Annotated in this window: 15 protein-coding genes and 1 pseudogene; 14 read left to right on the top strand and 2 right to left on the bottom strand. The window is 49.8% G+C overall.

Annotated features, from left to right (window positions below):
• Positions 1-571, bottom strand: a 571-nt coding sequence (locus ABD76_RS10960) for a transposase (protein ID WP_197256826.1), incomplete at its 3' end; no start/stop codon positions are given.
• Between the two features lie 168 nt (positions 572-739).
• Here ABD76_RS10960 and ABD76_RS10955 point away from each other — a divergent pair.
• The 13 genes from ABD76_RS10955 to ABD76_RS10895 all read left to right on the top strand — a co-directional run bounded on the left by ABD76_RS10955 (position 740) and on the right by ABD76_RS10895 (position 11,543).
• Positions 740-1,138, top strand: coding sequence for an FtsX-like permease family protein (locus ABD76_RS10955; RefSeq protein ID WP_197256825.1), 399 nt, complete (start codon positions 740-742; stop codon positions 1,136-1,138).
• A gap of 4 nt (positions 1,139-1,142) precedes the next feature.
• Positions 1,143-1,478 (top strand): FtsX-like permease family protein, encoded by a 336-nt coding sequence (locus tag ABD76_RS10950; protein ID WP_197256824.1) that lies wholly within the window; start codon positions 1,143-1,145, stop codon positions 1,476-1,478.
• A gap of 9 nt (positions 1,479-1,487) precedes the next feature.
• Positions 1,488-1,871 (top strand): ATP-binding cassette domain-containing protein, encoded by a 384-nt coding sequence (locus ABD76_RS10945; RefSeq protein WP_242069514.1) that lies wholly within the window; start codon positions 1,488-1,490, stop codon positions 1,869-1,871.
• Between the two features lie 55 nt (positions 1,872-1,926).
• Positions 1,927-2,289, top strand: a complete 363-nt coding sequence (locus ABD76_RS10940; RefSeq protein WP_197256822.1) for a hypothetical protein — start codon at positions 1,927-1,929, stop codon at positions 2,287-2,289.
• Between the two features lie 352 nt (positions 2,290-2,641).
• Positions 2,642-3,232: a hypothetical protein gene (locus tag ABD76_RS10935; protein WP_242069513.1), complete on the top strand. Its 591-nt coding sequence runs from the start codon at positions 2,642-2,644 to the stop codon at positions 3,230-3,232.
• On the top strand, positions 3,229-4,641 hold the full coding sequence (locus ABD76_RS10930; RefSeq protein WP_197256817.1) for a contractile injection system protein, VgrG/Pvc8 family: 1,413 nt from the start codon (positions 3,229-3,231) through the stop codon (positions 4,639-4,641). The genes ABD76_RS10935 and ABD76_RS10930 overlap by 4 nt, the downstream gene beginning before the upstream one ends.
• A complete protein-coding gene (locus tag ABD76_RS10925) occupies positions 4,638-5,264 on the top strand; it encodes a hypothetical protein (RefSeq protein ID WP_197256815.1) in 627 nt (208 codons plus the stop codon). Before ABD76_RS10930 ends, ABD76_RS10925 begins: the two co-directional genes overlap by 4 nt.
• 20 nt (positions 5,265-5,284) lie before the next feature.
• A complete protein-coding gene (locus ABD76_RS10920; RefSeq protein WP_197256813.1) occupies positions 5,285-5,809 on the top strand; it encodes a hypothetical protein in 525 nt (174 codons plus the stop codon).
• Between the two features lie 141 nt (positions 5,810-5,950).
• Positions 5,951-6,370 carry a DUF4280 domain-containing protein gene (locus tag ABD76_RS10915; protein ID WP_242069515.1) on the top strand — a complete coding sequence of 140 codons (420 nt, stop codon included), beginning with the start codon at positions 5,951-5,953 and terminating at the stop codon, positions 6,368-6,370.
• A 153-nt stretch (positions 6,371-6,523) separates the two neighbouring features.
• Complete coding sequence (locus ABD76_RS10910) at positions 6,524-9,187, top strand: hypothetical protein (protein WP_197256811.1); 2,664 nt, start codon at positions 6,524-6,526, stop codon at positions 9,185-9,187.
• A 99-nt stretch (positions 9,188-9,286) separates the two neighbouring features.
• On the top strand, positions 9,287-10,072 hold the full coding sequence (locus ABD76_RS10905; RefSeq protein WP_197256809.1) for an Imm49 family immunity protein: 786 nt from the start codon (positions 9,287-9,289) through the stop codon (positions 10,070-10,072).
• Positions 10,073-10,084: 12 nt separating this feature from the next.
• Entirely contained in the window at positions 10,085-10,594 is a 510-nt protein-coding gene (locus tag ABD76_RS10900) for a DUF6630 family protein (RefSeq protein WP_197256807.1), read from the top strand.
• 445 nt (positions 10,595-11,039) lie between these two features.
• Positions 11,040-11,543 carry a hypothetical protein gene (locus ABD76_RS10895; protein ID WP_206765608.1) on the top strand — a complete coding sequence of 168 codons (504 nt, stop codon included), beginning with the start codon at positions 11,040-11,042 and terminating at the stop codon, positions 11,541-11,543.
• A gap of 342 nt (positions 11,544-11,885) precedes the next feature.
• Here ABD76_RS10895 and ABD76_RS10890 read toward each other — a convergent pair.
• Positions 11,886-11,963 (bottom strand): annotated as a pseudogene (locus tag ABD76_RS10890) (transposase); the annotation flags it as partial.
• Positions 11,964-12,040: 77 nt separating this feature from the next.
• Between ABD76_RS10890 and ABD76_RS10885 the strand changes: the two are divergent.
• Complete coding sequence (locus ABD76_RS10885; protein ID WP_197255154.1) at positions 12,041-13,261, top strand: IS256 family transposase; 1,221 nt, start codon at positions 12,041-12,043, stop codon at positions 13,259-13,261.
• The last annotated feature ends 64 nt before the right edge of the window (positions 13,262-13,325 follow it).

The following is a 13,325-nucleotide window of genomic DNA, read 5'->3' as shown; positions in this document are numbered from 1 at the left end:
GGACGCCTCCCATCTGCTCGAAACATTGCTTCATCGCTTCTAAAAAGCATTCCTGATTCTCAGCCGGTGTCGGGTATACAAATGCAGCATTACTGTACGGAAAGGAGATCACCAGCAACTTGTAGGTGAGTAGCTGCTGCGCTCGACTGACCTGCATGGTCGTAAAATCCACCTGTGCTTCTCCCGGTGGATGCTCCAACCGCTCGTAGGTTTTAGCGCGTTCGAGCTCCATTTCGTTTTTTCGCTTCCGGACATAGGCCAAAACGGTTCGTTGTCCGCCTGTAAACTGGTGTTCATCTCTCAGCCGCTGGTAGATCCGTATCCCGGTATGCCGCTGTTTCCGGGGAAGCAGGCGATCTTCCTCCAGCCATGTGTCCACGATCTCCATATACGGCCCCATAACTGGGCTTTTACTCTTTCTTTTACCAATCGATTCGTTCCAGTTGGATTGATCTGCGTACTTCTTCGCGGTTCTCCAGTGAATGCCCATCTGTCTGGCGATGTCACGGATCGAGCACCCTTCTGCTTCGCGTAAAAATCTGATATAGTGTTGTTGAGGCATTTTCAGCATCCTTCCCATCTCCTTCGTCAAAGTTCTCGCAAACCTAACGATAGGAGGAATTTAAGGGGCTGACAAGTGCCTTTTTTGCATTCAACTTGAGCATTTTTACGCTGCAATTCTAGGCATTTTTAGTATGCAATAAACAATGACGCGACGGATGAATACGCGGAAGGCTCCATGAAAAATGCTTTCACTAACCGTCGCAACGAGATACTTACGAGCTATGATACGGTCGTGCAGGCAATCCAGCCCGATATGTCAGGCATCAAGGTTGATGCGACCTATTATTTGAAAGAACCCGACATGTTGGATGCGTTCGCTGAGGAAGTATATGATAAAGGGTTGGAAAAGACCTTTAACGTAACTACGGATGAGGCTTCCTATAATAAAATTATCGGTCCCGTCGAAGGACTGAGAGGCATTGCTGTGACGTTCATGGCGGTCGTGTTAATTCTCGGGGGCATCATTATCGCACTTCTGTCCTCGATGTCTATCCGCGAGCGCAAATATGAAATCGGCGTCCTGCGGGCGATGGGGATGAAAAAAAAGGAAGGTCGCTTTTGGATTATGGTCTGAAATCATGATCATCACCTGTGTATGTCTGGCGGTCGGACTTGGCGTAGGCAGTTTGTCGGCGCAGCCTGTCACCAATGCCTTGCTTGCTAACCAGATTGAATTGGCAGAAGAGGCAGCCAATCAACTGCCAAGCGGGGGCATGATGATGATGATGGGTTCGCAGAGTTCCTTTCCAAGTGCAGACGTGGAGCCGCTCAGCAGCATCGATCTTTCCTTAAATATGGAATCGGCTCTTCAAATTATAGGAATCACGCTGCTGCTTGTATCTGCAGCCAGTCTCATTTCTATCCGTCGCATTACGAAATACGAACCGATCAAAATTCTGATGGAAAGGAATTAAGTGATAAATATGAGTGTATTGACATTAAAGAACGTCTCCTACAAATATGAGGGCGCCAAAAAACACGTTCTGAAAGAGGTAAGCACCGCATTTGAGCCAGGAAAGGTGTATACGATTATTGGCAAGTCGGGTTCCGGCAAGTCCACGCTGCTGTCGCTGATGGCAGGTCTTGACACTTGCCAGGAGGGTGAGATTTATTATCGGGGCGACGATCTGAAAAAAATGGACCGCGACGAGTACAGGGCTAAGAGCATCGGCGTTATCTTTCAGGCGTATAACCTGCTTACCAACGCTACGGCGGTTCAAAATATTGTGCTGTCGATGAACATTAGCAAGAGCCCTGAAAAGGATAAGAAGGCATGTGCCTATGAGATTCTTGAAGACTGTTTTTAGTTGAAGAAACGCAGTAAGCACTTTTACAAAAATCTAGCGAAATGAGAAGAAAAACATGAGAAAAAAGAAGATTCCCATTTTGAGTATCGTTCTGTATGCTCTCGCCGGGTTGCTCACGCTCTATACGGCCTGGTCGGCGTCCCGCAGTTATGGTTACATTTCCGAGATGATAGCCATGGGCCAGTTGGTGGGCAGCGAAAACAGATATGAAATTGTAAACTTCTTCATGACAAACTGTGCACAATATTTGCTGTTTGCCGTTATCCTGTTTACATTAGGGTGGATTTTGCATATGAATTCATCCGTTCATGCAGGGTATTGCAACCGTAGCGATCAATCCGCTTCTTCCGGAGGAATGCGTAAGCATGAGGGCGACGAAGATGATTTTGACACGTGGTTTCAAAATAATGATAGATGAGGGCGTTGGAAAAAATCAGGTTCAGTCTAATCAAACTTTATGATGAAGCAAATTATTGAGAGTAATTAGATGAACCGCTTATAAAAGGTGCACCATTTTTACCCTTTAGATATGACTATCTAATGGGTATTTTTATGTCCAGAAGAGCAAGAGCATCTGAAATGGAAAACCGTTACATCGAGGCGGCCGAAATAAGGTTCTCGCAATATCATGTGGGAACATATGGTTATCATTCGACATATTTTGCTATCAAATACCTATATTTCGGTGCGATATACCTGTGTGGAAGACTCATTGACGCTTATTGGTCATTTTTTTATGATGTAGACAAAAAACGGGATATATGGAATTTATGGATGAAAAAATTCAGGCGCTGCTGAACGAAGCAGAGAAAGCGAAGGAGCCGCACGATATCCGCACGGGACCGGTAAGGGTGGGAAAGCGCTACTACACGTTCGAGGAGCAACCGTTCTTCGACGGCAAGCTGACGATGTATATCCCGCAGGATTTTACGGACATGCCGGAGCACGTACGGAAAGTGAAATACCCGTATGAAGCGCGTCCGCCGATCGTGAAATCCGACGAGACCGGCAGTATCGCGTTCACCTTAAACCGGATTGACCACGATCTGGAGGAGGAATGGGTTGAGGAATTAACGAGCGGCATGAAAGCCGGAATCCGGCGGACGAACCCGGCCCATCTGTTCTTTTCCGATGGTGTGGAAGAAGCGAACGGCAATAAGGTCGGGTATTTCGAGTTCAAGAGCTCCGCGTTAGACGGCTTTATGTATCAGCTTTTCTTTTTCTTCGTCTTTCACGGCAAAACCGGGATGGGGACCTTTAGCTGCCGCTATGCAGATTATGACCAGTGGAGGGACATCGCGTTCCAAGTCATGCGCACGGTACATGTGTTGCCGTTGGATGAGGGAGAGGAGCAAGAATGAGCCAGAAGCAGACGGTGTATACAAGTGCGAACGTTGTCGTTGCCCCTTACCAATTTGAACGGCTGCTCGACTTGACGCTGATCAAGCAATTGAACGAGCATGTCAAGTTGTCGGTAAGCGGAATTGTACCGGAAGAGAGGCTCGATCAATACGTCGACGAGGCTGACGATCACACGCAGTTGGAAGTGTACGTACAAGATGGCGAACGACAAATCGTCTTGTTTCAAGGCGTCGTTACGACAATGGCCGTGCAGGCGAACCGCAACGTGCGCACGTTAACGATCGAGGCCACCAGCGCCACCATCTTGATGGATCTTCGGAAAAAGAACCGTTCTTATCAAAACGCCGGTGTGGCTTACCGCGATCTGTTCGCGCAACTGACCAAGGCGTATCCGAACGGCGATGTCGTCGATGAGGCTTCCGGGGGCAGAAGCATCGGACAGTTGATCGTGCAGTACCAGGAGACCGACTGGCAGTTCGCCAAGCGGCTCGCTTCCCATGTTCACGCTCCGCTCACGCCGATAGGCGCGCATAAGGGGCCGCACTACTATGTCGGGCTTCCCGATGTAGGCGAGCCGCTCAAGCTGGACGAATACAATTATACGATTCGCAAAAATTTGAAGGACACCAAGCAACATGCCGCTAACGGCCTGCCGGGAGCGGACGGCGCGAGCGGTATCTATGAAGTGACAAGCCACAAGCTGATTGAGCTCGGCTTCCCTGTCGCGTTTCGGCAGCGGACGCTTTATGTGGCGCGAGCGGAGACGAACCTCGAAGGCGGCATTCTGGTCAGCCATTACGAACTGCGGGAAAAGGAAGGCGTAAGCTGCCTCACCACCTATGCCCATGCCTTGTCAGGGGCTTCGCTGTTCGGCAAGGTGCTGGACGTGTCCAAGGACCAAGTGAAGGTAAGCCTGCATATCGACAGCGGACATGATGCCGGGGCCATGTGGTTTCCGTACTCGACCGTCTATTCTTCGCCGGACGGAAGCGGCTGGTATTGCATGCCGGAAGTCGGTGACGAGGTTCGGCTCTATTTTCCCGATGAGCGGGAGCCTAACGCATTTGCCGCAAGCTCGGTCGACTTGGCCTCCTCTGACCCGGTGAAGCGCAGCGATCCGTCGGTCAAAAGCATCAGTACCAAATACGGCAAGCAAGTCGTATTCCAACCGGGGGCGATTGAAATTATCGGCAACGGCAATCTGCTGATGCGCCTGACGGATGACGGCGGCATTGAGATTAACAGTGACAAAAAAATCGTGCTGTCCGCCGAGGATGACATCGAAATTACCGGAGGAGCGCGCATCTTGCTGCAGGGCGAAGCCGGGATCGACTTGAAGCAGGCGGACGCCAATCTGAACATTGCCGATCACGTTACGTTAAGCGGCGGGAAGGTCAATATCGAATGATTCGGGTGATGAGCAAAGAGGAGGCGCTGCAAGACTTGCTGGAGCAGCATGTGTTCGACCGTTGGCAGTTCGATCTCCCGGAGATCGACGAACGATACCGGCAGGAGAAGGAGCAGATCGAACGCCGTTTTTTGGCGGCCTTCGAAGCGGTATGCAAGCAAGCCGCCAAGCTGCAGGCAGAGGGGCGCAAGGGGAGCATTCGTTACGTGTATATCTCCTTTTTGCGGACAAGCATCATGGCGAACACGGCTCATTATCGGATCGACGCCTACGACGATAATTGGTTTCTCGATTTGGAGGAATGCGCATCTTCCTGGTCTGCTGATTTTATTTTCGCCCCGCTGTTCCGCCGGATGGGGGAGTTGGAGGAGAAGCGAAAAGCGTATGCGAGAAAGATCACCCGGATGGATATCGAGAAGATCAAGCTGATCGAAGCCTACAAGTACCACCTGTTGACGGTGGAATGGCTGCGAGGCTTCATCCCGTCGCTCATCGAAAGTGAAGCTTATCGCCGGATGGACAAGTCTGTGAACCTGCAATTGTTCATTGGTGAATACAAGGATCAATGTGAGCTGCTGTATGAAACATCCGGCGGGGACGATGAGAGATGTAGAAGCAACTAACGATGGGGCGGTACAGTAACATGGACTATTTCTGGTTGAAGCAAGATGATCGTCATACGGACGTGCCGGTGCTGGAGCAGGTGCGAAGCAAAATCGATCGCAGAGACATCCGATGGCGGAGCGCGCATAAGATTCCGGACCCGATTGTATTCTACGTGACGGCGGGGCCGGAGAGCGAGTTCCTCGATGTGATGGAGCGGCAGCTTTATCTCGTGTCCGAGGATCTGAAACGTCTCCTTGCGATATATGAGCCGGAGGCGTGGTTTATATTTACGCCGCTGCTCGACCTGAAAGGGCAGCGGCAGAAACGCTATTTCCTTCCAATCTTCCCGGAGGACATGGTACTCAGTCCGAGCAGCGAGTGGTCTCCCGACAGGCGCTTCGTCAAAAAGCCGGTGTTAGCGGAAGAGAAGCTAAAGGGCAAAAAGATCGTCCGCGTCCAGGAGAGCGATTCACCCCTTGTAGCGGTTCGTCTTGACGTGGCGGAGAGCATATTGCGCCGGAATTTCACAGGCGTGTGGCTGGAGAAAGCGATTGTGGAATAAGACGGGGCAGCGGATGGCCGAAAAACCGAGCACAAGACAGAAGCACGCAGAGGGTGGGAGATGAGTGCCTGTCCTATTCCATCGGTGTGCGAAATGATGCAAGCAGGCAGAAGCAATAGACAGGGGGGATTCATATTGAGTATGGAGATGACGACGCCGGAAGGGGCCGGGACTCCGCCGAGGTATATAGTCAGAGGGGCGCGCATGCAATGCATCTGCGGCAGCAACCCGCGGCGGATCAATCTGCCTAGGAGCCATGGGTCGTTCGTAAACGGCAAGCCGATGATGAATGAAACGGATTGCAAGCCGCATGAGAATATCCCGCATTTTGGAGCCTGTCAGGGAGAACGTAATCCAAGCGGTGAAACCGTGTATTTTATTGCGGAGAACGGAGAAACGATCGCGGGTAAGCCATGTCTGCCCGAATTTTTGGAGACATGGGTCTACACGAAGGAGAATACGAAGGTGGAAGGTCAGCCGGCGCTGACGACCGATTCTTTGCTCGTGTGCAACTGGGGCGGCGTGATTTATTTCCTGACCGACGGGCAGCACGATGAGTAATCCAGGCGGAGGCTGACGATGATGAAAGGATTCGATCACATCCGGATTCAATCGCCGTATCGGCTGCAACGAATCGAGGATGTACGGCTTGCATGGAAGCCGAACGAGCACGGACGGCTTGTCGTCCGGGGCTATGTCGAGGACACCGACCATGTGAAAGCGGTCTTGAACGCTGCGGAGCACGACGAAATTCAATTGTACGAAAAAAATGGGCAAAGCGAGACCGCGATTTTTAAAGGTTCGGTCACCGATGTTCGCATCACCCATACGAACGGTGTCTATGCGATCCAAGTAGAGGGGACGTCAGGCAGCCATTTGATGGACTTGAAGCGCAAGCGCCGTTCCTTCCAGGATGCGGGGATGACCTATGCCCAGCTCGTGGAAGATATCATTCAGACGTATCCCGGCTACGATGTCATCTATTATGCAGGCGAAAAGACGAGCATCGGGGACCCGATCTTCCAATACGACGAGACGGACTGGGAACTGTTGAGACGGCTCGCCAGCCATGTTCATGCCGTTCTCGTGTGTGATATATTAGAAGCGAGACCAAGGTTTACTTTCGGCATGCCGGAGGGAAGGAGCTACGAGTTGCCCGGCGATCTCCCGTATATCGCCCGCCGGGACCTGGCGGCGTTTCAACGGGCGGGCGGCTACGAAGCCGGTCTGCATCCGGCGGATTTCTACGATTGCGAGATCGACAGCGGGGCGCGTTACGCAATCGGCGACGAGGTGATGTTCCGCAACAAGCGGCTTGTGGTCAGCGAGGTGTCGGCCCGGATGGACCGGGGACAATTCGTTTATACCTATCGGTTGTCTCGGCGGGAGGGGATTCGTCAAGAGCGGCTGTTGAACCCGAGGCTGACCGGTCTGTCGCTGGAAGGCGAAGTGTTGGCCGTCCAGGGCGAACAGGTTCAGCTTCGTCTGGACATCGACAAGGAACAAGCCGCGTCCGCGGCGTATTGGTTTCCTTTCGCTCCGCCCACGGGCAACGCCATGTACTGCATGCCGAAGGTGGGGACGCATGCGACCTTATACTTGCCCGACGCCACGGGAAGCGGCGCGGTGGTGACCGGGTGCGTGCGCAAGAACGGGGATAGCTGCGCCAAGACGGGGGACCCGAATATTCGCTACTTCGGCACGGAGCACGGCAGCGAGCTGGAGCTGTCCCCGACCGCGATCAACGTCGTTAGCGGCAGTAAGGAACCGCTTCAACTCAGCTTTGACGATGCGACGGGCGTCACGATGACAAGCCATCGGAAGCTGCTGCTGAATGCGAAAGACGATATCTCGCTGTTTACCCCGAAGCGGATTCGTATCCATGCACAAAGTCAGGTGCTCGTCAAGAAGCTCACCGCACTGAGCGGCTTCTCGATCGAGAACGAGTACCACCTGCTCGGGGAGCATGTCGAGGTGCTGGGGCGAGATCGGACCGAGTATGCGCCGTTTGAGGATGAGCCGCAGGAGGGCGAAGCGCCGAAGTTCGATTGGGGCAAGCTGTGGGGCAATGTGTTGGCCGGATTAGCGGTGGTGGCGGTGGTCACGGTTGCCGCCGTAGCCACGGCGGCTACGTTGGGAGCCGGTGCTGTCGTTATCGCAGCCGTTGCTTCGACGGCGGCCATATCCGGTACGGCAGCCGTAGCCGGAAAAGCGATCTCGGACATCCGTCGTGGGGAAGTCAGCGACGTTACGGCCTATATGTGGGATGCGTTTCGAGATACGACGATAGGAGCCGTATCCGGTGCAATCTTTGGTCCATTTGGGGGGATCTGGGCTTCCATCGGTGGCCGAATGACGTTTCAAGGAATGGTCGGCGCCGCAGAAAGCATCATGAGACAAGCGATGGACGGGGAAGAACTAAGCTGGAAAACGACGTTGTTGGATGCGGCGATAAGCTTTGGAACCGCAGGACTCCTTGATCCAAAGGTGCTCAAGACGGCAGGCGGACTGATCAAGACGCAAGTCGGCAATACGACGCGATGGATCTCGGATAGTGTAGGCGACATTTCCCGAAGATTCAGCAAATATATGGATGGCCTTAGCGAGAACGGCCACTCGTTAGCCCGGATGTATGTAGAAATCGAACAAAAAGGGCTGGCCGGTATCGCAAAGGAGCTCGGGGAAGCGTTAAAGAAAGATCTGAGTCACCTTGGCAGCAATGCAAGAGAGCAACTGGAGAAGCTTAGAAATAGCTTGAGTTTTCCACCAAGTACCCAATTTGCGGGTATACCGCATGGGAACGCAGGTAATGGATTGAAGGAAAGCCTGGAAGGGTTGAAGAGTAAGCTTGATAATGTAATGAGGAGCAGTTCGGGCGGTTCTGGTGGTTCTGGCGGGAAGCCTCCGGGTTCTGGGCGGACGGGTAAACCGTTAAAAAATAAACCATACAAAGAACTAAAAGATAGGGCCAAACAAGCTAAAACCAATGCGGAAAAAGGCCAAGTTGGTGAGGATTTCGCAGACCTGGTGATGCAAAGAACAGGACGTAAAAAACTTCCGTCAAAGGTAGGAAGTAATAACGGCTTTGATGGATTGTATATTAAGTATTCAAAAGACGGAAAAATTACTGATATAATAATCAATGAATCAAAGTTTGGTAAAGCAAGACTTGGAAGAACATTGATGGGCAAACAAATGAGTAACAAATGGATAGAAGGAAATTTAAAGAAAATGCTTAAATCTCCTGATCCAGAGGTTAGGAAAGCCGCAAAAATCGTACAAAGGTTTATTGAGGATGGTAATAGTATTACAAAAACTCTGAATAGAGTCAATTCAAATGGGATGAATAAATGGGGAAGGCTAGGAAATTATCCGTAAAACTAAAATTCTGCCGAATCAGTATGTAAGCTTAAAAAATTGTGATAATTTTTGTACGTTATTGAATCGCGATTATTTCATCGAAATTGGAGGAATAACATGGCGAACAGTAGATATCTTCAGTATTTTCCCGAGATTTTTAATGAAACAATAGAAGACACCAACGATCGTATACAGAGATACAGAGAAAACGGTTTACCTAAAAATGTAGGATATTACTATGAGCTACTTGCTGATGGATTTCAGGATATAGCTATTGGTGAAATAGTTTTGAATGGAGACGCTATAAAATCTAAACAAAATTTTTTCTTGGCAGGAAAAATGCAAGAAGTACTTTATAAAAAGTATGATGAAAAACAAAACGGTATATCTAGTGATTATATAACTACTGATAAATACACGAGATTACTAATGGCATTAATTAGTGACCATGAAAAATTGATTGTTTCTTTAGCGGAATTGTTTGGCGGAAGAACCGAAGAAGAAGAGGAAGACCATGAATTACACAAGTCTGTTGGATATGCTGTAAAATATATACTTCTAGGTGACAGGCAGAAAGCGAAAGAGTATGTGCAAGTATTAAAGAAACTAGAAGGCCAGAAAAGTATGAAGTTGTACAATGGTTACCAGCAAGTGTTAAATGGCATAATAGAAAATGATAATAATCAAGTAAATGAAGGGTTAAAGTACATGATAGAATGCCATAAAAAATTGAAAGATGATTACGGTGATACGCCTCAGGAATTATTAGCTATTCCGGTACTTGGTTTAGCTAAATTGGCTATTCGCAATGGTATTGAAGTTAATATTGATGACGCTATATCACCAAAAATTTTATTGCAAAAACATGATATATCTTACACTAACGTTGATTTTGTAGATTAGAAGGGTGAAAAAATGAATACCATAGCTCTTTTAAATCTCAGCAAGAGGCTATCATTAGGTTCTAACGAAATTCTTCAGAATGTAAGGTTGGCCGTGGATAACCCAAGTAAGTATTTTCATGAAAATAGAAATCGACTTGATGAAAGAAATATAGATGAATTAACAGAGGAACTGCCTTGGATAGCATTAGTGGACGAATTAATCGAAAATGGGTTTGCATTTGAAGTTGATTGGAAGGAATCTAATTATAGAATTTGCGAGATAATTGATGTCTTGCTTGAAAAAAAATCGTTTTCTCTACTCGAATGGCAATGGGCTGACGAAGGAAATTATGATGAATTGTCGACTGCAGAATTTTTACATGAGGTTTCGCAAAGATTAAAGGCACACTCAATATCCTTGGCATACGTAGATATTGATAGCGATTCATATGTGTTAATTGTAGTACCGGTTCAGGAAATAGAGAGTTTAAAAATGTTAGCTTTAGCTGCAGGGCACTCAATTTCAGACATTTTTATATAGGTATGATGTCCATAGTGAGAAATGACTAGTTACCCAGATTAACCGTTCTGGCGGTGAATCGTTGTAACGGACATCAATGCCTGATTTTTATAACCTAATAACGGAATCGCGTTACATCGAACAGGTCGATTATGGTCAGAAAGCACCATAATTGACCTGTTTTTATAACAAAGGCTTTGGCTGAATGCGGAGGAAGACATATCGCAGTTGACGCCGAAGCGGCGTCAGCTAAGAAGAAATTCAGCTGGGGCAAGCTACTTGCAGGAGCTCTTGTAGCGGTGGCCGTTGGCAGTTGCCGCCTTCGGTACGGGAGCGGTCGTCGGAGCAGCACTGGTAGGAGCGGCCATCGGCGCGACGGCAGGCATAGTAGGGACCGCCGCACCGGACCTCGCGTGGGGCGAAAAGAGCAGCGCACTCACCTTTTTGGAAAATGCGGTGAAGGGACGTGCTCGGAGCGGTCAGTGTCGCCATATTCGGCCACCGACGTTCACTTAACCAATACGAACGGGTTTTTTTGATCGCAGCCGTTGCTTCGACGGCGGCCATATCCGGGACCGCAGCCGTAGCGGGAAAAGCGATCTCGGACATCCGTCGAGGGGAAGTCAGCGATACTTCGGCTTATATGTGGGATGCGTTTCGAGATACGACGATAGGAGCCGTATCCGGCGCCATATTTGGTCCCTATGGCGGGATCTGGGCTTCTATGGGCGGCCGTATGACGTTTCAAGGAATGGTCGGTGCCGCCGAAAGCCTCATGAGACAAGCGATGGACGGGGAAGAACTAAGTTGGAAAACGACGTTGTTGGATGCGGTGATAAGCTTTGGAACCGCAGGACTCCTTGATCCAAAGGTGCTCAAGACGGCAGGCGGACTGATCAAGACGCAAATTGGCAATACGACGCGATGGATCTCGGATAGTGTAGTCGACATTTCCCAACTACATGGGTGAACTGAGTCAAAACGGCAACACGTTAGCCCGCATCTATGTACAAAACGAACAAAAAGGGCTGTCCAGTCTCGCAAAGGAGCTCGGGGAAGCGTTAAAGAAAGATCTGAGCCACCTTGGCAGCAATGCAAGAGAGCAACTGGAGAAGCTTAGAAATACCTTGAATCCCCCGCCCAGATACCAATTTGCGGGTGCATCGCATATGGGGAATGAAGCATCCGATCTATTCAAGAACATGAGTAAGGAATTGAAGGAAAGCCTGCAAGGGTTGCAGAGTAAGCTTAATGTAATGAAGAGCAGTTCTGGTGGTTCTGGTGGGAACCATCCGCTTCTAAGGGGACGGGACAATCGATATGCAGAATCGCGGTTTGGAAAGATACGAATCACACGCTCACGACGTCGTACTTCCACATTCAAACGCTCTTGGCGAGTCTGTAAAATAGTTTGTGTAAACTCCAAAACCTATTAAAATGGAACTAATAGAAAGGTTGGGAGAACACATGGGACTATGGACGAAAGAGCAACTACGAGCGTTTATTAAAGAGAACAAGCTCATGACCGCGAAAGATGCGCAAAACGCCTTGAAGGATCTGTTCGCCGAGACGATTCAGGAAATGCTGGAGGCCGAGATGGACACGCATCTGGGCTATGAGAAGCATGAGAAAGCGGAGAAGACCACCTCCAATTCACGCAATGGCAAGAGCCGCAAGAAGATCACCAGTGAGTATGGGGAGCAAGAGATTTCGGTGCCCCGCGACCGGCAAGGTGAGTTCGAGCCACTGGTGGTGAAAAAGTATCAGTCGAACGTGACCGGCATTGAGGATCAGATCATTGCGCTCTATGCCAAGGGCGTAAGCACACGGGAGATTCAGGATCATCTCCAGCAGCTATACGGCATTGAGGTGTCCCCTACGCTTATCTCCAATGTCACCAACAAGATCATGCCCCTGGTCAAAGAATGGCAAAACCGGCCGCTGCAAAGCGTGTATGCCGTTGTATTTTTGGACGCCATTCACTTTAAAGTGAAGCAAGATGGCGCCATCGTCAATAAGGCGGCTTACATGGTCATCGGCATCGATTTGGATGGCAACAAGGATGTTCTGGGCATCTGGATCGGCGAGAATGAATCTGCAAAGTTCTGGCTGAGCGTGCTGAATGAGTTGAAGAATCGCGGCGTACAGGACATTCTCATTACGTGTGTGGACAACCTGACCGGCTTCTCGCAGGCCATCACCGCATGCTATCCACAGACGGAGATTCAGAAATGCATCATTCATCAGATTCGCAATTCAACGCGCTATGTGTCCTACAAGGACCTAAAGAAGGTCACTGCCGATCTGAAGCCGATCTACAAGGCGAGCACGGAAGAAGCCGCTCTTGTGGAATTGGATCGCTTTGAAGAAGTCTGGGGAACGAAGTACCCGCTCATTATCCGTTCCTGGCGCAACAATTGGGATGAGCTCGCGACCTTCTTCAAGTTTCCGCCAGAGATCCGTAAGTTGATTTATACCACAAACATCATCGAGAGCTACCATCGCCAACTTCGCAAAGTGACCAAGGGCAAGAGCATCTTCCCGACGGACGAGGCGTTGCTGAAGATGCTGTACCTGGCGACGATGGATGTGACTCGCAAATGGACGGGGCGCGTGCAGAACTGGGGACAAATCCTCCTCCAGCTCTCCATCTTCTTCCCGGATCGGGTCGGACAACATTTAAGCTAAGGGGCGAACCGCCCCCGAGGGGGCTTCATCATCAATGCGTTTACACAAAACTCTTGACAGACCC

Origin of the sequence: Paenibacillus dendritiformis, assembly GCF_015845845.1 — a bacterium.
Taxonomy (GTDB): domain Bacteria; phylum Bacillota; class Bacilli; order Paenibacillales; family Paenibacillaceae; genus Paenibacillus_B; species Paenibacillus_B dendritiformis_C.
The sequence above is the reverse complement of the archived record's forward strand: the minus strand, read 5'-3'. Positions and strand labels throughout refer to the sequence as shown.

What these genes read in the sequence shown, in the direction of transcription:
- ABD76_RS10935 (WP_242069513.1), top strand. Translation starts at nt 2,642, where the DNA reads ATGGATGAAAAAATTCAGGCGCTGCTGAACGAAGCAGAGAAAGCGAAG.
- ABD76_RS10955 (WP_197256825.1), top strand. Translation starts at nt 740, where the DNA reads ATGAAAAATGCTTTCACTAACCGTCGCAACGAGATACTTACGAGCTAT.
- ABD76_RS10920 (WP_197256813.1), top strand. Translation starts at nt 5,285, where the DNA reads ATGGACTATTTCTGGTTGAAGCAAGATGATCGTCATACGGACGTGCCG.
- ABD76_RS10905 (WP_197256809.1), top strand. Translation starts at nt 9,287, where the DNA reads ATGGCGAACAGTAGATATCTTCAGTATTTTCCCGAGATTTTTAATGAA.
- ABD76_RS10900 (WP_197256807.1), top strand. Translation starts at nt 10,085, where the DNA reads ATGAATACCATAGCTCTTTTAAATCTCAGCAAGAGGCTATCATTAGGT.
- ABD76_RS10925 (WP_197256815.1), top strand. Translation starts at nt 4,638, where the DNA reads ATGATTCGGGTGATGAGCAAAGAGGAGGCGCTGCAAGACTTGCTGGAG.
- ABD76_RS10940 (WP_197256822.1), top strand. Translation starts at nt 1,927, where the DNA reads ATGAGAAAAAAGAAGATTCCCATTTTGAGTATCGTTCTGTATGCTCTC.
- ABD76_RS10915 (WP_242069515.1), top strand. Translation starts at nt 5,951, where the DNA reads ATGGAGATGACGACGCCGGAAGGGGCCGGGACTCCGCCGAGGTATATA.
- ABD76_RS10930 (WP_197256817.1), top strand. Translation starts at nt 3,229, where the DNA reads ATGAGCCAGAAGCAGACGGTGTATACAAGTGCGAACGTTGTCGTTGCC.
- ABD76_RS10885 (WP_197255154.1), top strand. Translation starts at nt 12,041, where the DNA reads ATGGGACTATGGACGAAAGAGCAACTACGAGCGTTTATTAAAGAGAAC.
- ABD76_RS10945 (WP_242069514.1), top strand. Translation starts at nt 1,488, where the DNA reads ATGAGTGTATTGACATTAAAGAACGTCTCCTACAAATATGAGGGCGCC.
- ABD76_RS10950 (WP_197256824.1), top strand. Translation starts at nt 1,143, where the DNA reads ATGATCATCACCTGTGTATGTCTGGCGGTCGGACTTGGCGTAGGCAGT.